General features: G+C 54.4%; 29 protein-coding genes and 1 pseudogene. 16 read left to right on the forward strand and 14 right to left on the reverse strand.

Annotated features, from left to right (window positions below):
* Positions 1-71: 71 nt before the first annotated feature.
* A complete protein-coding gene (locus NBA72_RS06145) occupies positions 72-674 on the reverse strand; it encodes a peroxiredoxin (RefSeq protein ID WP_000244731.1) in 603 nt (200 codons plus the stop codon).
* A 209-nt stretch (positions 675-883) separates the two neighbouring features.
* The gene (gene acpH, locus NBA72_RS06150) at positions 884-1465 is read right to left on the reverse strand and encodes an ACP phosphodiesterase (protein ID WP_001009858.1); all 582 of its coding nucleotides are present in this window, start codon (positions 1463-1465) and stop codon (positions 884-886) included.
* 93 nt (positions 1466-1558) lie between these two features.
* Between acpH and queA the strand changes: the two genes are divergently transcribed.
* The 9 genes from queA to NBA72_RS06195 all read left to right on the forward strand — a co-directional run bounded on the left by queA (position 1559) and on the right by NBA72_RS06195 (position 9453).
* The gene (queA, locus tag NBA72_RS06155) at positions 1559-2623 is read left to right on the forward strand and encodes a tRNA preQ1(34) S-adenosylmethionine ribosyltransferase-isomerase QueA (RefSeq protein WP_001266525.1); all 1065 of its coding nucleotides are present in this window, start codon (positions 1559-1561) and stop codon (positions 2621-2623) included.
* A 196-nt stretch (positions 2624-2819) separates the two neighbouring features.
* Positions 2820-3947, forward strand: coding sequence for a tRNA guanosine(34) transglycosylase Tgt (gene tgt, locus NBA72_RS06160; RefSeq protein ID WP_000667305.1), 1128 nt, complete (start codon positions 2820-2822; stop codon positions 3945-3947).
* Between the two features lie 22 nt (positions 3948-3969).
* Positions 3970-4302: a preprotein translocase subunit YajC gene (gene yajC, locus NBA72_RS06165; protein ID WP_000007628.1), complete on the forward strand. Its 333-nt coding sequence runs from the start codon at positions 3970-3972 to the stop codon at positions 4300-4302.
* A gap of 27 nt (positions 4303-4329) precedes the next feature.
* The gene (gene secD / locus NBA72_RS06170) at positions 4330-6177 is read left to right on the forward strand and encodes a protein translocase subunit SecD (protein ID WP_000934811.1); all 1848 of its coding nucleotides are present in this window, start codon (positions 4330-4332) and stop codon (positions 6175-6177) included.
* Between the two features lie 10 nt (positions 6178-6187).
* Positions 6188-7159 (forward strand): protein translocase subunit SecF, encoded by a 972-nt coding sequence (gene secF / locus NBA72_RS06175; RefSeq protein WP_000046629.1) that lies wholly within the window; start codon positions 6188-6190, stop codon positions 7157-7159.
* Positions 7160-7307: 148 nt separating this feature from the next.
* Positions 7308-7673 carry a VOC family protein gene (locus NBA72_RS06180; RefSeq protein WP_000793037.1) on the forward strand — a complete coding sequence of 122 codons (366 nt, stop codon included), beginning with the start codon at positions 7308-7310 and terminating at the stop codon, positions 7671-7673.
* Between the two features lie 25 nt (positions 7674-7698).
* Entirely contained in the window at positions 7699-8391 is a 693-nt protein-coding gene (locus tag NBA72_RS06185; RefSeq protein WP_000198318.1) for a helix-turn-helix transcriptional regulator, read from the forward strand.
* 169 nt (positions 8392-8560) lie between these two features.
* Positions 8561-8908 carry an HNH nuclease YajD gene (yajD, locus tag NBA72_RS06190; RefSeq protein ID WP_000974818.1) on the forward strand — a complete coding sequence of 116 codons (348 nt, stop codon included), beginning with the start codon at positions 8561-8563 and terminating at the stop codon, positions 8906-8908.
* A 437-nt stretch (positions 8909-9345) separates the two neighbouring features.
* Positions 9346-9453, forward strand: coding sequence for a type I toxin-antitoxin system toxin Ldr family protein (locus tag NBA72_RS06195; RefSeq protein WP_000176312.1), 108 nt, complete (start codon positions 9346-9348; stop codon positions 9451-9453).
* An 83-nt stretch (positions 9454-9536) separates the two neighbouring features.
* Here the strand turns inward: NBA72_RS06195 and NBA72_RS06200 are convergent, their stop codons facing one another.
* Together NBA72_RS06200 and NBA72_RS06205 are read right to left on the reverse strand one after the other, a co-directional pair.
* Positions 9537-10400, reverse strand: a complete 864-nt coding sequence (locus NBA72_RS06200) for a nucleoside-specific channel-forming protein Tsx (protein ID WP_000752021.1) — start codon at positions 10398-10400, stop codon at positions 9537-9539.
* Positions 10401-10699: 299 nt separating this feature from the next.
* Entirely contained in the window at positions 10700-11239 is a 540-nt protein-coding gene (locus NBA72_RS06205) for a DUF3251 domain-containing protein (RefSeq protein WP_000198479.1), read from the reverse strand.
* Positions 11240-11390: 151 nt separating this feature from the next.
* Between NBA72_RS06205 and nrdR the strand changes: the two genes are divergently transcribed.
* From nrdR to pgpA, 6 genes are all read left to right on the forward strand, one after another.
* Positions 11391-11840, forward strand: coding sequence for a transcriptional regulator NrdR (gene nrdR / locus NBA72_RS06210; protein ID WP_000543533.1), 450 nt, complete (start codon positions 11391-11393; stop codon positions 11838-11840).
* A gap of 3 nt (positions 11841-11843) precedes the next feature.
* A complete protein-coding gene (ribD, locus tag NBA72_RS06215) occupies positions 11844-12947 on the forward strand; it encodes a bifunctional diaminohydroxyphosphoribosylaminopyrimidine deaminase/5-amino-6-(5-phosphoribosylamino)uracil reductase RibD (protein WP_001150218.1) in 1104 nt (367 codons plus the stop codon).
* An 88-nt stretch (positions 12948-13035) separates the two neighbouring features.
* Positions 13036-13506 (forward strand): 6,7-dimethyl-8-ribityllumazine synthase, encoded by a 471-nt coding sequence (gene ribH / locus NBA72_RS06220; protein WP_001021372.1) that lies wholly within the window; start codon positions 13036-13038, stop codon positions 13504-13506.
* Positions 13507-13526: 20 nt separating this feature from the next.
* Positions 13527-13946, forward strand: coding sequence for a transcription antitermination factor NusB (gene nusB, locus NBA72_RS06225; RefSeq protein WP_000801129.1), 420 nt, complete (start codon positions 13527-13529; stop codon positions 13944-13946).
* A gap of 81 nt (positions 13947-14027) precedes the next feature.
* Positions 14028-15008 carry a thiamine-phosphate kinase gene (gene thiL, locus NBA72_RS06230; RefSeq protein WP_000752133.1) on the forward strand — a complete coding sequence of 327 codons (981 nt, stop codon included), beginning with the start codon at positions 14028-14030 and terminating at the stop codon, positions 15006-15008.
* Entirely contained in the window at positions 14986-15501 is a 516-nt protein-coding gene (gene pgpA, locus NBA72_RS06235) for a phosphatidylglycerophosphatase A (protein ID WP_000154063.1), read from the forward strand. Before thiL ends, pgpA begins: the two co-directional genes overlap by 23 nt.
* Positions 15502-15508: 7 nt before the next feature.
* Here the strand turns inward: pgpA and NBA72_RS06240 are convergent.
* The 5 genes and pseudogenes from NBA72_RS06240 to xseB all read right to left on the reverse strand — a co-directional run.
* Positions 15509-15597: pseudogene (locus tag NBA72_RS06240) on the reverse strand (hypothetical protein); the annotation flags it as partial.
* A 7-nt stretch (positions 15598-15604) separates the two neighbouring features.
* The gene (locus NBA72_RS06245; RefSeq protein WP_042948152.1) at positions 15605-16579 is read right to left on the reverse strand and encodes an aldo/keto reductase; all 975 of its coding nucleotides are present in this window, start codon (positions 16577-16579) and stop codon (positions 15605-15607) included.
* 56 nt (positions 16580-16635) lie between these two features.
* Positions 16636-18498, reverse strand: a complete 1863-nt coding sequence (gene dxs / locus NBA72_RS06250; RefSeq protein ID WP_042948150.1) for a 1-deoxy-D-xylulose-5-phosphate synthase — start codon at positions 18496-18498, stop codon at positions 16636-16638.
* Between the two features lie 23 nt (positions 18499-18521).
* Positions 18522-19421, reverse strand: coding sequence for a (2E,6E)-farnesyl diphosphate synthase (gene ispA, locus NBA72_RS06255; protein ID WP_000348074.1), 900 nt, complete (start codon positions 19419-19421; stop codon positions 18522-18524).
* The gene (xseB, locus tag NBA72_RS06260) at positions 19422-19664 is read right to left on the reverse strand and encodes an exodeoxyribonuclease VII small subunit (protein WP_001124944.1); all 243 of its coding nucleotides are present in this window, start codon (positions 19662-19664) and stop codon (positions 19422-19424) included.
* 209 nt (positions 19665-19873) lie between these two features.
* Between xseB and thiI the strand changes: the two genes are divergently transcribed.
* On the forward strand, positions 19874-21322 hold the full coding sequence (gene thiI / locus NBA72_RS06265) for a tRNA uracil 4-sulfurtransferase ThiI (RefSeq protein ID WP_000668655.1): 1449 nt from the start codon (positions 19874-19876) through the stop codon (positions 21320-21322).
* Between the two features lie 43 nt (positions 21323-21365).
* On the opposite strand, the gene phnV is transcribed toward thiI, so the two are convergent.
* From phnV to phnR, 5 genes are all read right to left on the reverse strand, one after another.
* Positions 21366-22163 carry a 2-aminoethylphosphonate ABC transport system, membrane component PhnV gene (gene phnV / locus NBA72_RS06270; RefSeq protein WP_042948146.1) on the reverse strand — a complete coding sequence of 266 codons (798 nt, stop codon included), beginning with the start codon at positions 22161-22163 and terminating at the stop codon, positions 21366-21368.
* Positions 22157-23026, reverse strand: a complete 870-nt coding sequence (phnU, locus tag NBA72_RS06275; RefSeq protein WP_042948145.1) for a 2-aminoethylphosphonate ABC transporter permease subunit — start codon at positions 23024-23026, stop codon at positions 22157-22159. The genes phnV and phnU overlap by 7 nt, the downstream gene beginning before the upstream one ends.
* Positions 23027-23028: 2 nt before the next feature.
* Entirely contained in the window at positions 23029-24138 is a 1110-nt protein-coding gene (phnT, locus tag NBA72_RS06280) for a 2-aminoethylphosphonate ABC transport system ATP-binding subunit PhnT (protein WP_020437364.1), read from the reverse strand.
* 5 nt (positions 24139-24143) lie between these two features.
* Complete coding sequence (gene phnS / locus NBA72_RS06285; RefSeq protein ID WP_042948143.1) at positions 24144-25157, reverse strand: 2-aminoethylphosphonate ABC transporter substrate-binding protein; 1014 nt, start codon at positions 25155-25157, stop codon at positions 24144-24146.
* Between the two features lie 197 nt (positions 25158-25354).
* Positions 25355-26074 carry a phosphonate utilization transcriptional regulator PhnR gene (gene phnR / locus NBA72_RS06290; protein ID WP_000836269.1) on the reverse strand — a complete coding sequence of 240 codons (720 nt, stop codon included), beginning with the start codon at positions 26072-26074 and terminating at the stop codon, positions 25355-25357.
* Positions 26075-26204: the final 130 nt, after the last annotated feature.

The raw sequence follows: 26204 nt of genomic DNA on the forward strand, positions 1-26204 counted from the left end.
GGCGAGGTGGTTCGTAACACCGCACGCATAAAAAAGGCTCGCATTCGCGAGCCTTTTATCAATGCACTGACTTACAGGCTGGAAATGTTCTCAGCCAGGTATTTAGCCACGCCGTCCGGAGAGGCGTTCATGCCTTCTTTGCCTTTTTCCCACTGCGCCGGGCAGACATCGCCGTGCTCTTCGTGGAACTGCAGCGCGTCGACCATACGCAGCATTTCGTCGATGTTACGACCCAGCGGCAGATCGTTTACGACCTGGTGGCGAACAATACCGTTAGCGTCAATCAGGAAAGAGCCGCGCAGCGCAACGCCTTCGTCCGGATGTTCGATACCGTAAGCTTTCTGAATTTCACGCTTCACGTCGGCGACCATTGCGTATTTCACCGGGCCAATGCCGCCTTTATCGACAGGGGTGTTACGCCATGCGTTGTGGACGAACTCAGAGTCGAAAGAAACGCCGACCACTTCAACGCCGCGCTTCTGGAATTCTTCATAACGTTTATCGAAGGCGATCAGCTCAGACGGGCAAACAAAAGTGAAGTCCATCGGCCAGAAGAACAGAACGGTCGTTTTACCATTGGTGTGCTGTTTGAAGTTGAATTTATCAACAATCTCACCGCTACCCAGTACCGCCGCAGCGGTGAAATCCGGGGCCTGACGAGTAACCAGTACCATAATAATTCTCCTGCAATATTAAGGGTTTTAGAACGCAACGCGGGCAGTATAGGGAGGGCGAAGCGACAAAACAATGCGGTCTTGACAATCAATGAGACAGCTTTTGCCTATCGATCGGGTCATTATAAATCGTAATGATGACCCCTTTATGACAGCGAACGATCTTTCTGCCAACGGCGGATCTGACGCACGCCCTCGCTATCAGGCCGTCACAGCGCTTTGCGGGCGGCCTGTGCCATCATACGCGGATAAAAATGCCAGAAGCGCTCTTCTAACGCGTCGTAGTGCGCGTCCAGATCGTACCAGGAATCACGCAAGGCATCCAGCCGGGGACGGCGATTCGCCATGCCATTCAGCACGTTTTGAATGAAATCCATATCGCGATACCGCTCTAACCATTTTTCTGACCAAAGATAATCATTCAGGTTGACAAAGCGCGGCGGGGAGTCGGGCAGAATCGTCGCGACCTGCGCATGGGCGTAGCCGACAAACGCCTGAAGTGGAAAATCAGGAGAGATTTGCGTCCAGTGACGCGATAAAAAATGATCCCACATGACGTCCAGCGTAATGGGCGCCACGCGCCGCGTTTCATGGCGGAACCACTCTCGCGCCTCACGAACTTCCGGCAGGTTGTCGGTCATGACGTCAATACGCCGATGCATATAAATACCCTCTACCACGTCAGGAGGATAATGCGTTGCCGGGTTACCGCGGACAAAATCGGCCAGAAGATTACCGGAAAGCGAGCTGTCGGCAAGGTGCGCCAGATGCAGGTGAGCAAGAAAATTCATTATTGATTCTCTGTCCAAAAAGCGGGTAACGGTTGCAGCGGGAACGCCCCGGCACTAGACTACCCGCCTCTTATTTTAGTCTGAGTCAGAGTCATGCGCGTTACCGATTTTTCCTTTGAACTACCCGAATCCCTGATTGCCCACTACCCACAGCCGGAACGCAGTCGCTGCCGTTTGCTGTCATTAGAGGGGCCGACGGGCGCGCTGACGCACGGTACTTTCACCGATCTGCTCGATAAGCTCAACCCTGGCGATTTGCTGGTCTTCAATAATACCCGCGTGATCCCGGCGCGGCTCTTTGGCCGTAAAGCCAGCGGCGGCAAGATAGAAGTGCTGGTCGAACGTATGCTCGATGATAAACGCATCCTGGCGCATATTCGCGCTTCTAAAGCGCCAAAACCGGGCACGGAACTGCTACTGGGCGACGACGAAAGTATTCACGCGACCATGACTGCGCGTCATGGCGCTCTGTTTGAAGTTGAGTTTAATGACCCGCGTCCGGTGCTGGATATTCTCAACGCCATCGGCCATATGCCGTTGCCGCCGTACATCGACCGTCCGGACGAAGACGCCGACCGCGAACTGTACCAGACGGTCTACAGTGAAAAACCGGGCGCCGTCGCCGCGCCGACCGCAGGGCTGCACTTTGATGAGCCGCTGCTGGCGGCGCTTCGTGAGAAAGGTATCGAAATGGCGTTTGTTACGCTACACGTCGGCGCGGGCACTTTCCAGCCGGTGCGTGTCGATACCATTGAAGATCACATCATGCACTCCGAATATGCTGAGGTGCCGCAAGAGGTGGTCGACGCGGTGCTGGCGGCGAAAGCGCGCGGCAACCGGGTTATTGCCGTCGGCACCACCTCGGTACGCTCACTGGAAAGCGCGGCGCAGGCGGCAAAAAGCGATTTGATAGAGCCGTTCTTCGGCGATACGCAAATCTTTATTTATCCAGGTTATCAATACAAAGTGATTGATGCGCTGATCACCAACTTCCATCTGCCGGAATCGACGTTGATTATGCTGGTTTCCGCATTTGCCGGTTATCAACACACCATGAATGCCTATAAGACTGCGGTAGAACAAAAATATCGCTTTTTTAGCTACGGGGACGCGATGTTTATCACGTACAATCCGCAGGCTATTTCTGAGCGTCCGTAAGAAGGCTATCTCACTTGCCATTTTGACGCCGGGCAGTGCTCGCCATCCTCACGTACTGCGTGTACGCTCCGGTGGTTGTGCGCTGGTCGACCCCAAACTGGCTGCGCCGATGACGCCTTCGGGAATTTATTAGCTATGGAATCATTCCGTAGCGAGTCGTTAAACGTCGGACTGTTTTTCTGACGCAGGAGTGATAATGAAATTTGAGTTAGATACCACCGATGGTCGCGCGCGTCGCGGTCGTCTGGTGTTTGATCGTGGCGTAGTGGAAACGCCAGCCTTTATGCCTGTGGGTACTTACGGTACGGTAAAAGGCATGACGCCGGAAGAAGTGGAAGCGACCGGCGCGCAGATTATTCTCGGCAACACTTTCCACCTGTGGCTGCGCCCGGGTCAGGAGATCATGAAGCTGCATGGCGACCTGCACGATTTTATGCAGTGGAAAGGGCCTATTCTCACCGATTCCGGCGGCTTCCAGGTCTTCAGCCTCGGCGATATTCGTAAGATTACCGAGCAAGGCGTGCACTTCCGTAACCCGATCAACGGCGATCCGATTTTCCTCGATCCGGAAAAGTCGATGGAGATCCAGTACGATCTCGGTTCCGATATCGTGATGATCTTTGATGAATGTACCCCGTACCCGGCAGACTGGGACTATGCTAAACGCTCGATGGAGATGTCGTTGCGTTGGGCGAAGCGTAGCCGCGACCGTTTTGATAGCCTTGGCAATAAGAATGCGCTTTTTGGCATCATTCAGGGCAGCGTTTACGAAGATTTACGCGATATCTCGGTGAAAGGTCTGGTAGAGATTGGCTTTGATGGCTACGCTGTCGGCGGTTTGGCTGTCGGTGAGCCGAAAGCAGATATGCACCGCATTCTGGAGCACGTTTGCCCGCAGATCCCGGCTGACAAACCGCGTTACCTGATGGGCGTGGGTAAACCGGAAGATCTGGTGGAAGGGGTGCGTCGCGGTATTGATATGTTTGACTGTGTCATGCCAACGCGAAATGCCCGCAATGGTCATCTGTTTGTGACCGACGGCGTGGTGAAGATTCGTAATGCAAAGCATAAAAGCGACACCAGCCCGCTTGACGCTGAGTGCGATTGCTACACCTGTCGCAATTATTCACGCGCTTACTTGCATCATCTCGACCGTTGCAACGAAATATTAGGTGCGCGTCTCAATACCATTCATAACTTGCGTTACTACCAGCGTTTGATGGCGGGTTTACGCAAGGCTATTGAAGAGGGTAAATTAGAGAGCTTCGTAACCGAGTTTTACCAACGTCAGGGGCGACCCGTTCCACCTTTGAACGTTGATTAATTTTAATAATGAGGGAATTTGAATGAGCTTTTTTATTTCTGATGCGGTAGCGGCAACAGGTGCTCCAGCGCAGGGCAGCCCGATGTCTCTGATTTTAATGCTGGTGGTGTTTGGTCTGATTTTCTATTTCATGATCCTGCGCCCGCAGCAGAAGCGCACCAAAGAGCACAAAAAGCTGATGGACTCCATTGCGAAAGGTGATGAAGTTCTGACGAATGGCGGTCTGGTCGGTCGAGTGACCAAAGTAGCGGAAGCCGGCTACATTGCCATCGCGCTGAATGACACCACGGAAGTGGTTATCAAACGTGACTTCGTAGCTGCCGTTCTGCCGAAAGGCACCATGAAGGCGCTGTAATATTTCGTTTTCCCAAAGGGAACTGCCGTGTTAAACCGTTATCCTTTGTGGAAGTACATCATGCTGGTCGTCGTGATTATCGTCGGCCTGCTTTACGCACTTCCCAACCTGTATGGTGAGGATCCGGCTGTTCAAATCACTGGCGTGCGCGGCGTCGCCGCCAGTGAGCAAACGCTGATCCAGGTCCAGAAAACGTTACAAGAAGAAAAAATTCCCGCTAAGTCTGTGGCACTGGAAGAGGGCGCTATTCTTGCGCGCTTCGACACCACCGATACCCAGCTACGCGCCCGTGAAGCGCTGATGAGCGTGCTGGGGGATAAATATGTCGTGGCGCTTAACCTTGCGCCGGCTACGCCGCGCTGGTTGGCGGCTATTCACGCCGATCCGATGAAGCTCGGTCTTGATCTGCGCGGCGGCGTTCACTTCCTGATGGAAGTGGATATGGATACCGCGTTAGGTAAACTCCAGGAACAAAATATCGATAGCCTGCGCAGCGATCTGCGTGAAAAAGGCATTCCTTATACCACCGTTCGTAAAGAAAATAATTATGGGTTGAGCATCACGTTCCGTGACAGCAAAGCGCGTGATGAGGCGATCGCCTATCTGACGCCGCGTCATCGTGACCTGGTGATTTCCAGCCAGAGCGGCAATCAACTTCGCGCGGTAATGACCGATGCGCGCCTGAGCGAAGCGCGTGAATACGCCGTTCAGCAGAACATTAATATTCTGCGTAACCGTGTTAACCAACTGGGCGTCGCGGAGCCTGTCGTACAACGCCAGGGCGCAGACCGTATTGTGGTTGAGCTGCCGGGTATCCAGGATACCGCTCGCGCGAAAGAAATTCTCGGCGCGACCGCGACGCTGGAATTCCGTCTGGTGAATACCAACGTTGACCAGGCCGCCGCTGCTGCCGGGCGCGTACCGGGCGATTCCGAAGTGAAACAAACCCGCGAAGGTCAGCCGGTGGTATTGTACAAACGCGTGATCCTCACCGGCGACCATATCACCGACTCGACGTCCAGCCAGGATGAATATAACCAACCGCAGGTTAACATCTCGCTGGATAGCGCAGGCGGCAATATCATGTCTAACTTCACTAAGGACAATATCGGCAAACCGATGGCGACCCTGTTTGTGGAGTATAAAGACAGCGGTAAGAAAGACGCTAACGGTCGCGCCGTACTGGTGAAACAGGAAGAGGTGATTAACATTGCCAACATCCAGTCTCGGCTGGGTAACAGCTTCCGTATTACTGGTATCAGCAACCCGAACGAAGCGCGTCAGCTCTCGTTGCTGCTGCGTGCGGGCGCCCTGATTGCGCCGATTCAGATCGTTGAAGAGCGCACCATTGGCCCGACTTTGGGTATGCAGAACATCAAGCAGGGCCTGGAAGCCTGTCTGGCCGGCCTGGTGGTCTCCATCCTGTTCATGATCTTCTTCTATAAGAAGTTTGGTCTGATTGCGACCAGCGCGTTAGTGGCTAACCTGGTGTTGATTGTCGGTATCATGTCGCTGTTGCCGGGGGCAACGCTCAGTATGCCGGGGATTGCGGGTATCGTGTTAACCCTTGCGGTGGCGGTCGACGCCAACGTTCTGATTAACGAACGTATCAAAGAAGAGTTGAGTAATGGCCGCACGGTACAGCAGGCGATAAACGAAGGCTATGCCGGCGCGTTCAGTTCCATCTTCGATGCGAACATCACGACGCTGATTAAAGTCATCATTCTGTATGCTGTCGGTACCGGGGCAATTAAAGGGTTCGCGATTACGACCGGTATCGGTGTGGCGACGTCGATGTTTACCGCGATTATCGGTACGCGTGCTATCGTAAACCTGCTATATGGCGGCAAGCGCGTCACTAAGCTGTCAATCTGAGGAGTGCGATGTGGCACAGGAATACACTGTTGAACAACTAAACCACGGCCGTAAAGTCTATGACTTTATGCGCTGGGACTTCTGGGCATTCGGCATCTCCGGGCTGTTGCTGATCGCGGCCATTGTCATTATGGGCGTACGCGGGTTTAACTGGGGGCTGGATTTCACCGGTGGTACGGTAATTGAAATCACGCTGGAAAAACCGGCTGAAATGGACGTGATGCGCGAAGCGCTGCAAAAAGCGGGCTATGAAGAGCCGCAGTTGCAGAACTTTGGCAGCAGTCACGACATTATGGTGCGTATGCCGCCAACCGAAGGTGAAACCGGCGGTCAGGTACTGGGTAGCAAAGTGGTGACGATCATTAATGAAGCCACCAACCAGAACGCGGCCGTGAAGCGTATTGAATTCGTGGGGCCAAGCGTGGGCGCCGATCTGGCGCAAACCGGCGCTATGGCGCTGCTGGTGGCGTTGATCTCTATCCTCGTTTATGTCGGTTTCCGCTTTGAGTGGCGACTGGCGGCAGGGGTGGTCATCGCGCTGGCGCACGACGTGATCATTACGCTGGGGATACTGTCGCTTTTCCATATCGAGATTGACCTGACCATTGTTGCATCATTGATGTCGGTGATCGGTTACTCGCTGAACGACAGTATCGTGGTCTCTGACCGTATTCGTGAAAACTTCCGCAAAATCCGTCGCGGGACGCCTTACGAAATCTTTAACGTGTCGCTGACCCAGACGCTACACCGTACGTTGATTACCTCCGGTACGACGTTAGTGGTAATTCTGATGCTGTACCTCTTCGGCGGTCCGGTACTGGAAGGCTTCTCGCTGACGATGCTGATCGGTGTCTCTATTGGTACGGCATCTTCTATCTATGTCGCATCGGCGCTGGCGCTGAAACTCGGTATGAAGCGCGAGCATATGCTGCAGCAGAAAGTCGAAAAAGAAGGGGCGGATCAGCCGTCCATCCTGCCGTAAACACGTATTTAAGTGTTATCTGAATCCCGGTCATGCGATCGGGATTTTTTTTATTTATGTACCATGACGATAAACATTACTGACAGTATGCTGTCAGGAGCCCTGTCATACACTCCTCATGAATTTACCCACACTCGCAGGAGGATGTATGAAAAATTTGATTAACTGGTTTGAAATTCCAGTTACTGATATGGCGCGTGCAATCGCCTTTTATGAGCAAGTGATGCAGATATCGTTACGTCGGGAAACCATGGATGGGGCGGACCTGGCCGTATTCCCGTATGTTGAACCCGGACCCGGCGGAGCGCTGATAAAGCAGGATGATGTCGCTCCAGTTGCGCAGGGAGTCGTTATTTATCTGCATACCGCCGATTTGTTAGCCTCGATTGAACGTGTCGTCCTTGCCGGTGGCAAGTGTGTTCTGGAACCCATGGTTCCCGGAGATGACATTGGAACCATCGCGTTGTTTATTGACAGCGAAGGTAACCGAATAGGTTTACATCAACCTGCGTGATATTTGCTAAATGTAGAGAGTCAATATGACCAGACGCGCTGACCGTTTGTTTCAGATCGTGCAAATTTTGCGGGGTAGACGACTGACGACGGCAGCGCTGTTGGCACAGCGGCTTGCGGTTTCTGAACGGACGATTTATCGCGATATTCGCGATCTGTCGTTATCCGGTGTGCCTGTCGAAGGTGAAGCGGGGAGCGGATACCGTTTAATGGCGGGTTTTGATTTGCCGCCCTTGATGCTTACCCATCGTGAATCGGAAGCACTGATGGTGGCTATACGGTTATTGAAAACCTGGGGCGGCGATTCGCTATCGCGCGAGCTTGAATCCGCCCAGGAAAAAGTGTTGGCTATTTTACCGGAAGAGAGCCGTCGTAAAGCGGAGCAGACACGGATTTACGCTCCGGATTTGGGTACATCTCCACATTCGCGCAGCGCGTTTGATCTTATCCATCAGGCCGTTTCGGCGCAGCAGGTGTTGGCGCTACATTATCGTGATGAAGCGGGGCATCTCTCTTCGCGGGATATACAACCGCTGGGATTGTTTTTCTGGGGAGAGCACTGGCTACTGGTTGCCTGGTGTGAGAGACGGGAAGACTATCGGTGTTTTCGCCTCGATCGCTGTTTACAAATTACTCCGCTTAACCGACGATTTCGTGAAACAATCGACCGTTCTTTGCGTGATTTTTTGCGTAAAGTCGAGCACGAAAAAATGCCGTAAGATGTGATAGCGATAACTCCAACGCTTGTAAAACGGGTTGATTGGTCATCAGTTTGCCTGAAATAGCCTTCCTTACCTGGATATATAAGTTGCACAGAATCATTGCTAAAAGCCCGGCTTCGCGGGAAACTGCGCATAACCCTTTGTATTATTCAGGTACCTGTTGATTATGGCTATCATCCCCAAAAACTATGCGCGCCTGGAAAGCGGCTATCGTGAAAAAGCGCTGAAGCTGTTTCCGTGGGTATGCGGACGTTGTTCCCGTGAGTTTGTGTATTCAAATCTGCGTGAGCTGACGGTGCATCATATCGATCATGACCACACCAATAATCCGGAAGACGGCAGCAACTGGGAGCTATTGTGCCTCTACTGCCACGATCACGAGCATTCCAAATATACCGAAGCCGATCAGTACGGTTCGACGGTCATTGCCGGGGAAGATGCGCAAAAAGATGTCGGCGAGGCGACTTATAACCCGTTTGCCGATCTGAAAGCGATGATGAACAAAAAGAAATAAGCAGGCTGCTGACAAAGTTGTTGGTGCTGTTGAATGTTAGGTTACGCTTCGCTCCACCCAACGGAATCCGCAATATAAATGAACTATTGGTTTTCGTAGATCGGATGCAATCCAACATTTTTTCAGCCCCGGAGTTTGTCGCCAGCCCCAAACGTCCTGTAACGCATACATTGTCACTGGAATCCCGATCGCAAGGTTGGGATTTTTTTGTTTTTAAGTCCTGCCGATACTGGCGAGCAGAGTAGAATCAGCGGTAAGCCGGGGCAACCCGGTGAGGCGCAATGTTGCGGGGGCTTGATCCCCGGTGGCCTTGTCGCTGGAAAGAGAAAACCCCCGCACATTGTTCGGTATTCACCGGCAACATTACGGGGGCTAACTTGACCCTAGACAAGTTGAGGATAGCCGCGAACCGTTGCCATTGCAACAAAGGCGGCAATATGACGCTCACAGAGTTGAGCATTACTATCTGGCATGATCTGGCGGCACCAACGCTGGTCGGGATTGCGACAGGTCTGTTTTTAGGCTGGTGGCATCGCCGGAAGTAATGTGAAGTGGGCGCGACTCGCCGCCGCATGGCAGCATGCGCCCGAAACGGGCCAGAGGGCGACCTCTGGCCTTTTTTGCAGGTTTAGAAGTTGTAACCCACGACCAGGTAGCCGCCCCAGCCGGTAGATTTCGCGCTGAAATCGCCGTCGCCCCAGTTCAGTTTTGCGCCATTCTGCCACTGTCCGCCGTTATGGAAGTAACGCGCAACGACCGAGTAGTGCCAGTGATCGTAGTTCAGCGCCAGGATATGGCTGGAAGCGATGGAATTGCTGGTACGGTTCGGATCGTCGCCTAAATCAGATCCCCAGTCAAAGTTGGTAAAGCCGATATAGCTCAGTTTACCGCCCCACAGATCGGTGATGGGGACGAAGTATTTCACTTTGAAACGGTAGCCGTCCCATTCGTTTTCATTGGAAGCACCGTAGTTTTGCCACTGATATTTCGCATACACGTTCAGCGACAGGCCCATCGGCAGGCCGGTGTCGATATCGGTCCCCAGACCCATATACCACGTGCTCTGGCGGCTGGCTTTGTTATCGCCCATATCGTAGATGTAGTTGTTGGCGAAATACCACTCTTTAAACGGGCCGAAGCTCAGGTCTGCGCCGGTCAGCTTATCAATCGAGAAACGCGGTTCGATTTCCATGAACAGCGGAGAACCGTCGGACCAGATACCTTTATCGTTGCCGTTACCCCAATCAAAGGTTTTGGGAATATCGATATAGCCGTAGAAATCAAACCAGTCTTTTTTGGCAAATGCTTCATATTCCAGATAGACGTCGTTGTTCAGCTTCGGCGAGAAGCGGGTATGGTAGCTGCCTACTACGTTTACACTCTGGTGCCACCAGTCGGACAAATACTGCGGCTGATCATTTTCTGCTGCGTTAGCAGTAAAAGATGAGGTGAGCGCCAGCGCTGCGCTGACTGCGAGTAAAGTTTTTTTCATATGTATGCCACTGTTTGAAATCCCTTGCGGGAGTGAAAAGAACGCAATTTGCGTTTCTAAATATTTCGTGTTTCTGCGGAGCCTATTATAAAAATCATTGCTCACAAAAATATGTCTTGTTTCACATATCTATCATTTACGTAATCGATTGCGTTCACGTTTGCGCACTTTAGGCGAGGCGACAGTACTATCTTTCATGAATATTACCAATCCATGTCATAAATGACGGAAATGTCAGTAGGGCAACAAAAGTCGTGCGGGGGATGTTGCGGAACGCACAAAACGCTCCGCCAGAACGTTTATTGATTAACAGGCTGAATATCATGGATGCGAATGAAGCCTAACTGCGCCGGTGTGATCCCCTTCAACGGTAACGAAATATTGACATCACTGGGCGCCAGCAAACTGGCAGGGGCATTTACCAGAAGGCTCTGTGCATTCACCTCCTGATAGTTCTCCGTAGTGCCCTGAATTTGCCCGTACTCTACGGTAGCGCTGAATGCCGGCAGCGGATCGCGGGACTCGCCCTGAATGCGTAACGTTGCGTGAGCGCCGTCTGCGACAGGCGTAATTTCCAGCAATGTCATACGTAGCGTACCGATCTGACTCTCCAGCCGGGCAGGCGTATTGGCGCCAGGCAACAAATAGACGCCGCGGGTTGAATCCGCATTCAGCTTATTTTGTTGGGTAATTTTTACCGTTTCCTGATTCAGTTGGGTCATCTCTTTATTCAGGGTGCTAATGCTTTGATGCATCTGGCGAACTTCGCTCTGCGGCGCGCAGGCGGTCAGGCTCAAGAGACTTCCCACCAGGAGAATTCTTAGGTAACGTCTTGTCATGTCGATCATTTCCTTCGTGGTCCGATAGCGTAATGGTAGTGCGCTATACGCACAAAGGCACCGATCCTTTATCTCAAAAGCGCTCCGCCTTTGTTGTCGCGCCAGTTCAGGGTAAAATAGTGTTTTCTAAATCATCTGGTCAGGACGCCGTATGCATTGCCCATTTTGTTTCGCCGTAGATACCAAAGTCATTGACTCTCGTCTTGTAGGCGAGGGCTCGTCCGTGCGCCGCCGTCGGCAGTGTCTGGTGTGTAATGAACGCTTTACGACCTTTGAAGTGGCTGAACTGGTCATGCCGCGCGTGATAAAAAGCAACGATGTGCGCGAACCCTTTAATGAGGATAAGCTGCGTAGCGGCATGTTGAGAGCGCTGGAAAAAAGACCCGTCAGCGCAGATGATGTTGAAATGGCATTGAACCATATTAAGTCACAATTACGAGCCACTGGGGAGCGTGAAGTTCCCAGCAAGATGATTGGCAACCTGGTCATGGAGCAGCTGAAAAAACTCGATAAAGTCGCGTATATTCGCTTTGCCTCCGTCTATCGCAGTTTCGAAGATATCAAAGACTTTGGCGAAGAAATCGCTCGCCTACAGGACTAAGCCATGCAGGATGAGTTTTACATGGCGCGAGCGCTAAAACTGGCGCAGCGTGGACGTTTCACCACTCACCCGAACCCTAATGTCGGCTGTGTCATTGTTAACAATGGCGATATCGTCGGCGAAGGTTATCACCATCGCGCCGGAGAGCCGCACGCCGAGGTCCATGCGCTGCGGATGGCGGGCGCAAAAGCCAAAGGCGCAACCGCCTATGTCACGCTTGAACCCTGTAGCCATCATGGGCGAACGCCGCCATGTTGTGATGCGCTGATTGCGGCCGGCGTCGCGCGCGTGGTCGCCGCGATGCAGGACCCGAACCCACAGGTCGCCGGGCGTGGGCTGTATCGCCTGCAACAGGCGGGTATTGCGGTCAGCCACGGGTTAATGATGAGTGAAGCGGAGGCGCTCAATAAAGGCTTCCTCAAACGGATGCGTACCGGATTCCCTTATCTTCAGCTTAAACTGGGCGCCTCCGTCGACGGACGGACGGCGATGGCCAGCGGCGAAAGCCAGTGGATCACCTCGCCGCAGGCCCGGCGCGACGTTCAGCGCTTGCGTGCGCAAAGTCACGCTATCTTAACCAGTAGCGCGACGGTATTGGCTGACGATCCGGCCTTGACGGTGCGTTGGGCGGAGTTAGACGCCTCTACGCAGGCGTCTTACCCGCAGGAAAATCTGCGCCAGCCGGTGCGAATTGTTATCGACAGCCAAAACCGGGTAACGCCTGCGCATCGTATTGTGCAGCAGCCTGGCGAAACGTGGATTGCGCGTACCCAGGAAGATAGCCGCGCGTGGCCCGATTCGGTTCGTACTATCAGCGTGCCGGCGCACAACGGACATTTGGATCTGGTTGTGCTGATGATGCAGTTAGGCAGGCAGCAGATTAATAGCATATGGGTTGAAGCCGGACCGGGACTGGCGGGCGCGTTGCTGCAAGCCGGGCTGGTGGATGAACTGATTGTCTATGTCGCGCCTAAATTGTTGGGAACCCAGGCGCGGGGATTATGCGAATTGCCGGGGCTTGAGAAGCTCGCCGACGCGCCGCAATTTACCTTCAGCGAAATACGTCATGTCGGCCCGGATGTTTGCCTGCATATGGTGAGCGCATGAGTTCTCCCGTCGAAAGGGGAGCAGCGCTCAAATTATTATGATAAAATCCGCCCCCCTGCGGGGCCAAATGAACCCTGGAAGAGAGAATATGAACATTATTAAAGCTAACGTTGCAGCCCCTGACGCTCGTGTCGCCATCACTATTGCGCGTTTCAATCAGTTTATCAACGACAGCCTGCTGGATGGCGCGGTTGATGCCCTGACGCGTATTGGTCAGGTAAAAGATGATAATATTACCGTAGTGTGGGTGCCTGGCGCCTATGAACTGCCGCTGGCGACCGAAGCGCTGGCGAAAAGCGGTAAATATGACGCCGTGGTTGCGCTGGGAACCGTGATTCGCGGGGGGACTGCGCACTTTGAATATGTGGCAGGCGGCGCCAGCAATGGCCTGGCAAGCGTTGCCCAGGACAGCGGCGTGCCGGTAGCCTTTGGTGTTCTGACCACCGAGAGTATTGAACAAGCCATCGAACGTGCTGGTACAAAAGCCGGTAATAAAGGCGCAGAAGCTGCGCTGACCGCGCTTGAAATGATTAATGTATTGAAAGCCATTAAGGCCTGATTTTTTGTAAGGGGAATTCCGTGAAACCTGCTGCTCGTCGCCGCGCCCGTGAGTGTGCCGTCCAGGCGCTTTACTCCTGGCAGTTGTCCCAGAACGACATCGCTGATGTTGAATACCAGTTCCTGGCGGAACAGGACGTAAAAGACGTCGACGTTCTCTATTTCCGTGAACTGCTATCCGGGGTGGCGACTAACAGCGCGTACCTGGATGGTTTAATGAAACCGTATCTGTCCCGCCTGCTTGAAGAGCTGGGACAGGTTGAAAAAGCCGTGCTGCGTATTGCGTTGTTTGAGCTGTCAAAACGCAGCGATGTGCCTTATAAAGTGGCCATCAACGAAGCGATTGAACTGGCGAAAACCTTTGGCGCTGAAGACAGCCACAAATTCGTCAACGGCGTACTGGATAAAGCAGCTCCGGTGATTCGTCCCAACAAAAAGTGATTCACAGGCCGGAAAGATAGCGGGCGATGGATGATACCCGCCGTCTCCGGCCTTTTCTTTTTTTCTGCTGAGGCATAACGTATGGCATGTGGCGAGTTTTCCCTGATTGCCCGTTATTTTGACCGTGTAAGAAGCTCTCGTCTTGATGTTGAAACCGGTATTGGCGACGATTGCGCGCTCCTGAATATTCCTGAAAAACAGACCCTGGCGATCAGTACCGATACGCTGGTGGCGGGCATCCATTTCTTACCCGATATCGATCCTGCCGATCTGGCGTATAAAGCGCTGGCGGTGAATTTAAGCGATCTGGCGGCGATGGGCGCCGATCCGGCATGGTTAACGCTGGCGCTCACGCTTCCTGACGTCGATGAGGCGTGGCTTGCCGCGTTCAGCGACAGCCTGTTTGAACAACTGGATTACTACGACATGCAGCTCATTGGCGGCGATACCACGCGCGGCCCGCTGTCGATGACGCTCGGTATTCATGGCCTTGTGCCAGCCGGCCGGGCGCTGAAACGTTCTGGCGCAAAACCGGGCGACTGGATTTATGTTACTGGCACGTTGGGCGATAGCGCTGCCGGGCTGGCGATTCTACGGGGTGATTTTCGCGTGGGAAGCTGGGGGGATGCCGACTATCTGGTCAAACGCCATCTGCGCCCGACGCCGCGTATTTTACAAGGACAGGCGCTACGCGATCTCGCCAGTTCGGCGATCGATCTTTCCGACGGTTTGATCTCCGATCTTGGTCACATTCTTCAAGCCAGCAACTGCGGCGCGCGAATCGATTTGGAGGCGCTGCCTGACTCCGAAGAACTGTGGGGACATGCCAATGATCCCGAACAAAAGCTTCGCTGGATGTTATCCGGCGGCGAAGATTATGAACTGTGCTTTACCGTCCCGGAGCTGAACCGTGGCGCGCTGGATGTCGCGCTTGGTCATCTGGGCGTGCCGTTTACCTGTATCGGGCAAATGACGGCGGATATCGAAGGGATCGCCTTTGTGCGTGACGGAGAACCTGTCACTTTTGACTGGAAAGGATATGACCATTTTGCCACGCCATAAAGATGTTGCGAAAAGCCGCCTGAATTTGCGCAATCCGTGGCACCTGCTCGCTACCGGCTTTGGCAGCGGGTTGAGCCCCGTGGTGCCGGGCACGATGGGCTCGCTGGCGGCGATCCCCTTCTGGTATTTGATGACGTTTCTGCCGTGGCAGCTTTATTCGCTGGTCGTGATGTTTGGGATCTGCATTGGCGTTTATCTTTGCCATCAGACGGCGAAAGATATGGGCGTACACGACCACGGCAGTATTGTCTGGGATGAATTTATCGGTATGTGGATAACGCTAATGGCGTTGCCGACGACGGACTGGCAGTGGGTGGCTGCCGGGTTCGTTATTTTCCGCATTCTGGATATGTGGAAACCCTGGCCGATCCGTTGGTTTGATCGCAACGTGCACGGCGGCATGGGGATTATGATCGATGATATCGTCGCCGGCGTGATATCCGCCGGCATACTGTATTTTATCGGTCATCACTGGCCGCTCGGTATTATTTAAAGGGGTTGCCGGATGGCGGCGTAAACGCCTTATCCGGCCTACCCCCGAACAATATGTCGATTTCACAGGCCCGATAAGCGCCGCGCCATCGGGCAATGGCAGATTATTTAAATCCCACCACCGGATGCTGTTTGTACGGCGTTTCGAGTTCAGCAATCTGCTCCGGTTTGAGCGTTAAATCAACGGCATTCAGCAACTCATCTAACTGCTCTTCACGCGAAGCGCCGATAATCGGCGCGGCGACGCCTCGTTTACTGAGTAGCCAGGCCAGCGCGACCTGCGCTCGCGTTGCGCCAAGCGCCTCGCTGACGCCAGCCAGCCGTTCCGCTATTTGCGCATCATTTTTATCGCTTTCAGCGTATAAATTTTTGCCCACGTCATCCGAGACCAGCCGGGCCGTGGTTTCTCCCCAAGGGCGAGTTAAGCGTCCGCGCGCCAGCGGACTCCACGGAATCACGGCAACGCCTTCCTGCCAGCACAGCGGTAGCATCTCTCGCTCTTCCTCGCGGTAGATCAGGTTATAGTGATCCTGCATGGTGACAAACGGCGCCCAGCCGTGTTGTTTTTGTAGCGCCAGCGCCTGGGCAAATTGTGAGGCGTGCATTGAGGAAGCGCCGATATAGCGGGCTTTACCCGCCTTCACCACGTCGTTTAGCGCTTCCAGAGTTTCTTCTATCGGCGTGGTGTAATCCCAGCGGTGGATTTGCAGGATATCGACATACTCCATTCCCAGACGGGTGAGGCTATCGTCAATAGAGCGCAGGATTTGCGCGCGGGACAATCCTTCCCGCAGATCGCCGACGCGATGGAAGACTTTCGTCGCTACCACCACCTCGTCGCGCCGGGCGAAATCACGCAGCGCGCGGCCGACAATCTCTTCGCTGCTGCCGTCGGAATAGCTGTTGGCTGTATCAAAAAAGTTAATGCCGCCCTCAAGGGCGCGCTTGATGATGGGACGGCTGCTCTCTTCGGGAAGCGTCCAGGCGTGATTGCCGCGACTCGGCTCGCCGAATGTCATACAGCCCAGACAAAGGCGGGACACCCGAAGATCTGTATTTCCTAACGTGTTGTATTGCATGACTCCGCTCCTGTTATACCCGTCACTCTTCAAGCATAGCAGGAGCAAAGAGGGGATTATGCCTGCCAGGCCTTGATTTTGGCTTCAATGCCTGCGGCGTCGAGCCCCAGTTCCGCGCGGGCTTCTTCCTGCGTTCCTTGCGGGATAAAGAAATCCGGAAGACCGATATTCAGCACAGGTACAGGTTTACGATGGGCCATTAGCACTTCGTTTACGCCGCTGCCAGCGCCGCCTATAATGGCGTTTTCTTCCAGCGTCACCAGCGCGTCATGCTGCGCGGCCATCTCCAGAATTAACGTGTCGTCCAGCGGCTTAACAAAGCGCATGTCGACCAGCGTGGCGTTCAGCGCTTCGGCGACTTTCGCCGCCTCAGGCATTAAGGTGCCAAAGTTCAGAATCGCCAGTTTTTCGCCATGACGCTTCACAACGCCTTTACCAATAGGCAGTTTTTCCAGCGGGGTTAGCGCCACGCCCTGTGCATTACCGCGTGGATAACGTACTGCCGTCGGGCCGTCGTTATAGTGATACCCGGTAAATAACATCTGGCGACATTCGTTTTCGTCGCTTGGCGTCATGATCACCATATCCGGGATGCAGCGCAGATAGGAGAGATCGAACGCGCCCTGGTGCGTTTGTCCATCCGCGCCAACGATACCGGCGCGATCGATGGCGAACATGACCGGCAGTTTCTGGATAGCGACGTCATGGATAACCTGATCGTAGGCGCGTTGCAGGAAAGTAGAGTAGATCGCCACGACGGGCTTATAGCCGCCAATCGCCAGGCCTGCGGCGAAGGTGACGGCATGCTGCTCGGCGATGGCGACGTCAAAATAGCGATCCGGGAATTTACGTGAAAATTCCACCATGCCGGAACCTTCGCGCATTGCTGGGGTGATCGCCATCAGCTTGCTGTCTTTGGCGGCGGTTTCACACAGCCAGTCACCGAAGATTTTTGAATAACCTGGCAGACCGCCGCTGCTTTTCGGCAAACATCCGCTGGAAGGATCAAATTTAGGCACCGCATGGAAAGTGATCGGATCTTTTTCCGCGGGCTCATAGCCGCGGCCTTTCTTGGTCATGATATGCAGGAACTGCGGGCCTTTCAGGTCGCGCATGTTCTTCAATGTGCTGATAAGCCCCATGACATCGTGACCATCGACCGGCCCGATGTAGTTAAAGCCCAGCTCTTCGAACAGTGTTCCCGGCACAACCATGCCTTTAATATGTTCTTCGGTACGCTTGAGCAGTTCTTTAATTGGCGGTACGCCGGAGAAGACCTTTTTTCCGCCTTCGCGCAGAGAAGAGTAAAGCTTACCGGAAAGTAGCTGCGCCAGATGGTTGTTGAGCGCGCCGACGTTTTCCGAAATTGACATTTCATTGTCGTTCAGAATGACCAGCATGTCGGGCCGGATATCGCCTGCGTGATTCATTGCTTCAAACGCCATACCGGCGGTGATGGCGCCGTCGCCAATCACACAGACGGTGCGGCGATCTTTGCCTTCTTTCTCCGCCGCCACGGCAATGCCGATACCGGCGCTGATGGAGGTGGAGGAATGCCCAACGCTCAGCACATCGTATTCGCTTTCTCCGCGCCACGGGAACGGGTGCAGACCGCCTTTCTGGCGAATGGTGCCGATTTTGTCGCGACGACCGGTAAGGATTTTATGTGGATAAGCCTGGTGTCCAACATCCCAGATTAGCTGGTCAAACGGGGTGTTGTAGACATAATGCAGCGCCACGGTAAGTTCTACCGTGCCCAGCCCGGAAGCGAAGTGCCCGCTGGAACGGCTTACGCTGTCGAGTAAGTAGCGGCGTAGCTCGTCGCAGAGTTTCGGCAGACTCTCTTTCGGTAACAGTCGTAACTCCTGGGTGGAGTCGACCAATGCCAGGGTAGGGTATTTGGCTATATCAAAACTCATCGCAAGCTCATTGGATATGGGGTTTATTTATCACGCTGGATTATGTAGTTCGCTAGCGCTTCCAGTGCCGAGGTGTCCAGTGATTGCGCGGCCAGCTGATGTAACGACTGACGGGCGTCCTCTATCAGGTCCCGGGCTTTATTCCGGGCTTGCTCAAGACCCAGAAGTGCAGGATAGGTACTTTTGCCAAGCTGCTGGTCTGCGCCCTGACGTTTACCTAACGTTGCAGTATCGCCCACCACATCCAGAATGTCATCCTGAACCTGGAAGGCAAGGCCGATACTCTCTGCATAGCGGTCAAGTATCGGCAGAGTATTCCGTCCTTTATCGCCCGCGCTCAACGCGCCAAGTCTAACGGCGGCGCGAATGAGCGCGCCGGTCTTATGGCGATGAATGCGTTCCAGCGCGTCCAGAGTGATCCGCTGGCCTTCTGCCGCCAGATCCAATGCCTGACCGCCGCACATACCGGCGATACCGCTGGCATTTGCCAGTTCGGCGATCATCGCGATACGATCGCGATCGGCGACTTCCGGCATCGGCGCGTCGCTGATAATGGCAAACGCCAGCGTTTGCAACGCGTCTCCCGCCAGGATTGCGTTGGCTTCGCCAAATTTAATATGGCAAGTCGGCAGGCCGCGACGCAAATCGTCATCGTCCATTGCTGGTAGGTCGTCATGGATCAGCGAATAGGCATGAATGCATTCGACCGCCGCAGCTGGCGCATCCAGCGTTGCCGTACTGACGCCAAACATTTGACCGGTGGCGTAAACCAGAAATGGCCGCAGGCGTTTACCGCCTAATAATGCGCCATACTGCATGGCTTCGACCACGGGAGTGTTCTGAAAGGGCAGTGGCGCGATAAAACGGCTCAGCGCCTGATTCGCTTGCGTTACGCAAGCCTGTAGCTGCTGCGTAAAGTCCATTTACTCATTATCCGCGATAAAAGGCTCAGGTGAAGCCTCTTCATTATCAGACAGCAAAATTTGCACGCGCTGTTCCGCCTGCTGCAGTTTTGCCTGCCCCTGACGCGCCAGTTGTACGCCGCGCTCGAATTCATTCAGCGCGTCTTCCAGCGGCAAATCGCCGCTTTCCAGGCGGGTAACAATATGTTCCAGCTCGCTCAGCGCAGTTTCAAAGCTGGCGGGCGCCTCATTTTTCTTCGGCATGATGACTGTTTGACTCTCTGTAATGGCAGTACAAGTCTATGGTAACGGACTCACACTGATAAGCAAATAACGCGCAATGGTAAGGGGAAATGCGCAAGATGTCCGTGATAGTGATATACTTCCGCGCCTGGATGCAGCCGTAGGTATGGGCTGCTGTACTATTTCTCCACGACAAGCCTTAGATAGCTTGCTAAAGAACCATTGCCGCCATGAAGTTTATCATTAAATTGTTCCCGGAAATCACTATCAAAAGCCAATCTGTGCGTTTGCGCTTTATAAAAATTTTAACCGGGAACATCCGTAACGTTTTAAAGCACTACGATGAGACCCTCGCGGTTGTCCGTCACTGGGATAACATTGAAGTTCGCGCCAAAGATGAAAATCAGCGTCTGGCGATTCGCGACGCGCTGACCCGCATTCCGGGGATCCACCATATTCTTGAAGTCGAAGATGTGCCGTTCACCGATATGCACGACATTTTCGAGAAAGCGTTGGCGCAGTATCGCGAGCAGCTTGAAGGCAAAACCTTCTGCGTGCGCGTAAAACGTCGCGGTAAGCATGAGTTTAGCTCCATTGAGGTGGAGCGCTATGTCGGCGGCGGATTAAATCAGCATATTGAATCGGCGCGCGTGAAGCTCACTAACCCGGATGTGACGGTGCATCTGGAAGTGGAAGATGATCGCCTGCTGTTGATCAAAGGGCGTTATGAAGGTATTGGCGGTTTCCCGATTGGCACCCAGGAAGATGTGCTGTCGCTGATCTCCGGCGGTTTTGACTCCGGCGTCTCCAGCTATATGCTGATGCGTCGCGGCTGTCGCGTACACTACTGCTTCTTTAACCTTGGCGGCGCGGCGCATGAAATCGGCGTTCGCCAGGTGGCGCATTACCTGTGGAACCGCTTTGGCAGCTCCCATCGCGTGCGTTTTGTGGCGATTAACTTCGAACCGGTGGTCGGCGAGATTCTGGAGAAAGTTGACGACGGCCAGATGGGCGTGGTGCTCAAACGTATGATGGTACGCGCGGCGTCGAAAGTGGCGGAACGTTACGGCGTACAGGCGCTGGTGACCGGCGAAGCGCTGGGCCAGGTGTCCAGCCAGACGCTAACCAATTTGCGCTTGATCGATAACGTGTCTGACACGCTGATCTTGCGCCCGCTGATCTCTTACGATAAAGAGCACATTATCAACCTGGCGCGCCAGATTGGTACGGAAGATTTTGCCCGTACGATGCCGGAATACTGTGGCGTGATTTCAAAAAGTCCGACGGTGAAAGCCATTAAAGCGAAAATTGAAGCCGAAGAAGAAAATTTCGACTTCAGTATTCTCGATAAGGTGGTAGAAGAAGCGAGCAACGTCGATATTCGTGAAATCGCCCAGCAGACCCAGCAGGAGGTGGTGGAAGTAGAAACCGTTAGCGGTTTTGGCGCCAACGATGTGATTCTGGATATCCGTTCTGTCGATGAGCAGGATGACAAGCCGCTGAAAGTGGAAGGTGTGGACGTGGTTTCGCTGCCTTTCTACAAGCTGAGTACTAAATTTGGCGACCTCGATCAGAGCAAAACCTGGCTGCTATGGTGCGAACGCGGCGTAATGAGTCGCCTGCAGGCGCTCTATCTGCGCGAGCAGGGGTTTGCCAATGTGAAGGTGTATCGCCCGTAATTCCTTTGCCGGGTGGCGGCTATGTCCTACCCGGCCTACCGTTTTATTTCTGCCCCAACCGTTTTGCAATGCGCTCCAGCTTCATCATCAGCAGCAGCGTAATGGCCACCAGCACAATGGTCAGCGCCGCGCCGTCGGCGATATTTCCACGGTCGGTCAGGCTAAAGATAGCCACCGGCAGCGTCGTCCAGCCCGGCGGATAAATCATCATCGTCGCGCCCAACTCCCCCATGGAGAGCGATAAACTCAGCGCCAGCGCTGACATCATCCACGGCATCAATAACGGTAACGTCACGTGACGCATACGATACCAGGGCGATGCCCCCAGACTCGACGCGACGTTTTCAATATCGGCGGAAATTCGCGCCAGTCCGGTCGACACGTTACTGAAGGTAAAGGCGGAAATCAGCACAAAGTGCGCTGTCAGCACAATCCATAGGGTGCCGTTCATTTGCAATGGCCCCTGGCTGAAAGCAACCAGAATGCCCAGGCCCACGGATACAGACGGAATCGCACTCGGCAGATAGAACACCATACTTAACCATTTCTGCGTTTTCACCCCATATTGACGCAGCGCCAGCGCCGCCCAAACGCCGCAAAGCAGCGCAAACAGGCTGGCGCAAAAGCCAATCGTGAGGCTGGCAAGTAGGGCATCCCATGCCGCACCGTGCAGAGCGTTAACAAAGTGGTTCAGCGTGAAGCCACTCGGCAGAATACCGTTCCACTGCTGGCTAAGGCTGGACATCAGAATCACCGCCAGCGGCAGGAAAAAGAACACGATAAACAGTACGCTAGCCACAACGCCCGCCGCTGCGCGTCCTTTAGGTGACCAAATTAGCATGGCTGGCTCCTTACGCCGGTACGCGATGCCGCCAGGCGATAGAGGGAGAACAGCCCCAGCGACAAGACAATGTTAATCAACGCAATCATGCAGGCGACCGTATAGTCGGACTCCAGAATCGCTTTGCTGTAAACCATCATCGGCAGGGTGTTAACCCCTTTCGCGCCAATAAACAGTACGATGCCAAACTCGTTAGTGGTCAACAGCAGGCACAGGCTGCCACCAGCCATCAGCGCCGGTAGCGCCGCCGGGAAAATCACCTGCCCAATCACCCGTAACGGGTGCGCCCCCAGAATGCTGGCTGCCTCTAGCTGGCTTTTATCAATTTGCCGCAGCGCGGCCATCAGTGGCCGCATCACCAGCGGAGTGAACACCGTGATCTCCGCCAGAATGACCCCCTGCATCGAGTAGAGAAAATCCACCGGCGGTAGCTCAAAGGCAAACAGGCTCATCAGCGTACCGTTGAGCAGACCCGCTGACCCATAAATAAAGGTGAACGCCAGCGTAATCAGGAAGGTCGGCAGCGCAATAAAAGTATCGACGACCCGACCAATCAACTCGCTGCCGGGGAAAGGAATAAACACCAGAATCAGCGACATCACGCTGCCCAGCAGCAGGCAACCGGCGGTGGCGAAAAAGGCGATTTGCAACGTGTTCAGCAACGCGCCGACAAAGCGTTTCGAGTCGACCACCTGGCGGAAGGTCTCGAGCCCGATCTCGCCATTGGCACCGCGTAGCGCCTGTTCAACGATGAGCGACAGAGGCCAGAAAAACAGCGTCGCCAGCACCAGCAACGGGAGCAGCAGCCACAGCAGCGGGTGTAGGTTAAGCGCCGGTTTTTCCAGTGGTAAAATGAGTGACATGGTTATACCTCAATCAGGACCGCATCATCCGGTTCGAACCACAGCGCCAGCTTGTCGCCCACGCGCGGCAGCGGATTGACATGCGTCAACACCATCCGCACCGTTTCGCCAGCAACGTCACACAACAGATGGGTTAAATCGCCCTGCCAGTGCACCGATTGCAGTGTGGCGTTGAAGCGGTTGCTGTAGGCCGAACGCGGCGTCAGGCTGAGGTGCTGAGGACGAATGCACAGCAGTTTGTTGTAACCGTGGTGGCTGCCCCGGCTGAACGCGCGAATCACCGCACCGCCGCAGCTGACGTCCACCAGCCCCGGAACCTCCGTTATCCCCAGCGCGATGGCGGAGAGAATATTGGCGCGACCTAAGAATTCGGCGGCAAAACGATTGGGCGGATGCTGATATAGCGCGCGGGTTTCGCCGTGAGCAATCAGCGAGCCATCCTTCATAATGCCGATTTTATCGGCCAGGGTGAGCGCTTCCGTTTGATCGTGGGTGACGTAGAGAATAGTGAGTTCCGGCAGCTCACGGTGAAGACGGGCGATTTCTTCCACCATATTATGACGAATCTGTGCGTCCAGCGCTGACAGTGGTTCATCCAGCAACAGCACGCGCGGGCGCACGGCAATCGCGCGGGCGATGGCCACGCGTTGCTGCTGGCCGCCGGAAAGTTGATGCGGATAACGGGCGGCGTAATCACTCATGCCAACCGTTTTCAGCGCCTGCGTCACACGCTCATTAATTAGCGCCTTTGGCTGCTTCTGCGCACGCAGGCCAAAAGCGACGTTGTCTTCCACTTTCAGATGCGGGAACAAGGCGTAGTTCTGCACCACCATCGCCAACCCGCGTTTATAGGGTGGCAGATGGGTGACGTCCGTATCGCCAATCAGAATACGACCGCCTGCAGGTTGCACAAAGCCCGCAACCGCACGCAGCACCGTCGTTTTTCCAGATCCTGATGGGCCAATCAGCGCCAGCACTTCGCCAGGTTCAATCGTCAAAGAGAGCGGTTTAAGCACCACGTTGCCGTGATACGCAACGCGCAGCGAGTCGAGGACTATCCCCGATGTCCCCTGCGATGCAGGGGCGTGAACGGCGGTCGTTTTCATCAGCATCAGGCTTACTCGCTTTCGGTCACTTTGTGCCAACGGCTAATATCTCCCGACAGCGAAACGGCTACGTCATCCCAATTTGGCTGCCAGCTCTGCACGCCTTCCAACGCGGCAGTGGCGGCCTTGTAATGTTCGTCGCTCGGCGTCACGTCACTGCGTACCGGCATTCCCCAGGAGAGTTCGCTGACGCGAGTCTGCGCTTCTTTACTCAGCAGGAAGTTAATCAGCTTTTTACCATTTTCACTCTGCGGCGCCCCCTGGACCAGGCCAATGACATAAGGGATGGCCAGCGCGCTGCGCTCGCCTTTGTCGTTGGCCGGCCAGAAGATTTTCACGTTCGGGTTACGTTCCATCTGCGCGAGGTTCATTTGCAGGTCGCCGTTAGCGACGTAGATTTCACCTTTATTAACCAGCGCGGTTAGCTTGCCGGTAGAGGCAGATGGCCCGACGTTATTGGCCTGCAGCTTGCCGAGATACGCAAAACCGGCATCTTTACTGCCGAAGCTGTGGAAAGCCTGCAGCATCACCGCCGTGCCGTCAGCGGCCTGACCTGGCGTGGAATACTGGAGTTTATTTTTGAATTTACCGTCAAGCAGATCCTGCCAGCTCGCCGGGGCAGTTTTCAGCAGCTTGCTGTTGTAGATAAAGCTCAGATAATTCTTTACCAGCGGCGAATAAAGGTTGTTGGCATCGGGGATAGCCGAGGCGGCGTCGGTGTTAAAGTTCGCCAGCAGCTTTTCGGCGGCGGCGCGCTGAATGAATGGCGGCGCGGTTACCAGCACGTCGGCCTGCGGATTCGTACGCTCTTTTGCCAGACGTTCCACTACCACGCCACCACCGCCTTCAACATAGCGTACGGTAATGCCGGTCGCTTTAGTGAATGCGTCAAACTGCACCTGGTACCAGCTGTTATCGCCATCGTGCAGCCCGTCGATGGAGTACACCGTGACCACCGATTCCGCCCATGACGGGGCGCTGGCGAGAGCGAAGACAGACAGCAGAGCAAGTCGGGAAAGTTTCATCGTAATAGCCTCATAGCGTACGTTGCATTTTCTGGCCTATACCAGGTTTGCTTTTTACGCTAAACGGCTTATGTGACAAAACGATGAAAGAGAAATAAATCAGTCCACGCTGGAGGATGCTGCGCTTATCCGGATAGCCGTGAGACGATACGATTGGTAGGCCGGATAAGGCCCGCAGCCAACATCCGGCGCATCCGCTAGTGGGTATCTACCTCAATACGCAGGCTGTCGTGACGCCAGTATTCGATATCCAGATCCAGCACTCGCCCGAGTTGATCGTAGTTCAGACGGCGCAGCAACAGCGCCGGGCGTCCTTCCATAACTCCCAGCGCCTGTGCGGCCTGCGCAGGCATGGCGGTGGGGTAGAACGACAGATGCATGCTGGTATAGACGAGGTTGTAGTGCGACTCGTATACCTCGGTCAGGCTGCCGTTGAGATCGTACTGCAGCAGCTCAGGCACGCGGGCGGGCAAACAATGGTTTTCGCAGTAGCACACGGCGCGGCCATCGGCGTAACGCAGACGGGTCAGCAGATAGATTTGATCAAACGGCTGGAGCTGGAGGGGCTCCATGACCTCGACAGGCACGGTGGTTAACACGCCGCTCAGTAGCGCGGTTTTTGGCTCCCGCCCCTGCTCGCGGCAAAGCTTATGGAAGTTGGTGTTCTGGGTCGGATCCAGCCACAGGCGTTCCGGCGTAACGAACCAACCGCGACGATCGGCGCGCCAGATAAGCCCACTGGACTCCAGCTGCGCCAGACTTTCGCGAATAGTAATGCGCGTGGTGTTGAAGATCGCGCACAGTTCGCGTTCAGACGGCAGTTTATCACCGCTTTTCAACGCACCGCTCTGAATACGCGCCTGAAGCTGCGCCTTGATCAACAGGTACTGCGGGATATCGCCCGGGATAGATTTCATGCTTACTCGCTTCCGTTTTGCCTGCCGCCATTATACAAGCAGAGATGAATTTTTTGTTGCAGCGCGATTTTCTCTTTGACCCGTCGCGGCAAAGATCGTCATGATAAATGCAATCTGGTATAGACCAAAG

This window comes from Salmonella sp. NW1250 (genome assembly GCF_051812965.1).
GTDB lineage: Bacteria > Pseudomonadota > Gammaproteobacteria > Enterobacterales > Enterobacteriaceae > Salmonella > Salmonella enterica.

Excerpts from the sequence above, each read along its gene's own strand:
- yajD (WP_000974818.1), top strand. The coding sequence starts at position 8,561 with ATGGCTATCATCCCCAAAAACTATGCGCGCCTGGAAAGCGGCTATCGT.
- ribH (WP_001021372.1), top strand. The coding sequence starts at position 13,036 with ATGAACATTATTAAAGCTAACGTTGCAGCCCCTGACGCTCGTGTCGCC.
- tgt (WP_000667305.1), top strand. The coding sequence starts at position 2,820 with ATGAAATTTGAGTTAGATACCACCGATGGTCGCGCGCGTCGCGGTCGT.
- phnV (WP_042948146.1), bottom strand. The coding sequence starts at position 22,163 with ATGCTAATTTGGTCACCTAAAGGACGCGCAGCGGCGGGCGTTGTGGCT.
- phnS (WP_042948143.1), bottom strand. The coding sequence starts at position 25,157 with ATGAAACTTTCCCGACTTGCTCTGCTGTCTGTCTTCGCTCTCGCCAGC.
- NBA72_RS06205 (WP_000198479.1), bottom strand. The coding sequence starts at position 11,239 with ATGACAAGACGTTACCTAAGAATTCTCCTGGTGGGAAGTCTCTTGAGC.
- dxs (WP_042948150.1), bottom strand. The coding sequence starts at position 18,498 with ATGAGTTTTGATATAGCCAAATACCCTACCCTGGCATTGGTCGACTCC.
- nrdR (WP_000543533.1), top strand. The coding sequence starts at position 11,391 with ATGCATTGCCCATTTTGTTTCGCCGTAGATACCAAAGTCATTGACTCT.
- NBA72_RS06195 (WP_000176312.1), top strand. The coding sequence starts at position 9,346 with ATGACGCTCACAGAGTTGAGCATTACTATCTGGCATGATCTGGCGGCA.
- NBA72_RS06145 (WP_000244731.1), bottom strand. The coding sequence starts at position 674 with ATGGTACTGGTTACTCGTCAGGCCCCGGATTTCACCGCTGCGGCGGTA.
- thiL (WP_000752133.1), top strand. The coding sequence starts at position 14,028 with ATGGCATGTGGCGAGTTTTCCCTGATTGCCCGTTATTTTGACCGTGTA.
- NBA72_RS06180 (WP_000793037.1), top strand. The coding sequence starts at position 7,308 with ATGAAAAATTTGATTAACTGGTTTGAAATTCCAGTTACTGATATGGCG.
- yajC (WP_000007628.1), top strand. The coding sequence starts at position 3,970 with ATGAGCTTTTTTATTTCTGATGCGGTAGCGGCAACAGGTGCTCCAGCG.
- pgpA (WP_000154063.1), top strand. The coding sequence starts at position 14,986 with ATGACCATTTTGCCACGCCATAAAGATGTTGCGAAAAGCCGCCTGAAT.
- phnR (WP_000836269.1), bottom strand. The coding sequence starts at position 26,074 with ATGAAATCTATCCCGGGCGATATCCCGCAGTACCTGTTGATCAAGGCG.
- NBA72_RS06245 (WP_042948152.1), bottom strand. The coding sequence starts at position 16,579 with ATGCAATACAACACGTTAGGAAATACAGATCTTCGGGTGTCCCGCCTT.
- queA (WP_001266525.1), top strand. The coding sequence starts at position 1,559 with ATGCGCGTTACCGATTTTTCCTTTGAACTACCCGAATCCCTGATTGCC.
- phnT (WP_020437364.1), bottom strand. The coding sequence starts at position 24,138 with ATGCTGATGAAAACGACCGCCGTTCACGCCCCTGCATCGCAGGGGACA.
- NBA72_RS06185 (WP_000198318.1), top strand. The coding sequence starts at position 7,699 with ATGACCAGACGCGCTGACCGTTTGTTTCAGATCGTGCAAATTTTGCGG.
- phnU (WP_042948145.1), bottom strand. The coding sequence starts at position 23,026 with ATGTCACTCATTTTACCACTGGAAAAACCGGCGCTTAACCTACACCCG.
- acpH (WP_001009858.1), bottom strand. The coding sequence starts at position 1,465 with ATGAATTTTCTTGCTCACCTGCATCTGGCGCACCTTGCCGACAGCTCG.
- xseB (WP_001124944.1), bottom strand. The coding sequence starts at position 19,664 with ATGCCGAAGAAAAATGAGGCGCCCGCCAGCTTTGAAACTGCGCTGAGC.
- ispA (WP_000348074.1), bottom strand. The coding sequence starts at position 19,421 with ATGGACTTTACGCAGCAGCTACAGGCTTGCGTAACGCAAGCGAATCAG.
- thiI (WP_000668655.1), top strand. The coding sequence starts at position 19,874 with ATGAAGTTTATCATTAAATTGTTCCCGGAAATCACTATCAAAAGCCAA.
- ribD (WP_001150218.1), top strand. The coding sequence starts at position 11,844 with ATGCAGGATGAGTTTTACATGGCGCGAGCGCTAAAACTGGCGCAGCGT.
- NBA72_RS06200 (WP_000752021.1), bottom strand. The coding sequence starts at position 10,400 with ATGAAAAAAACTTTACTCGCAGTCAGCGCAGCGCTGGCGCTCACCTCA.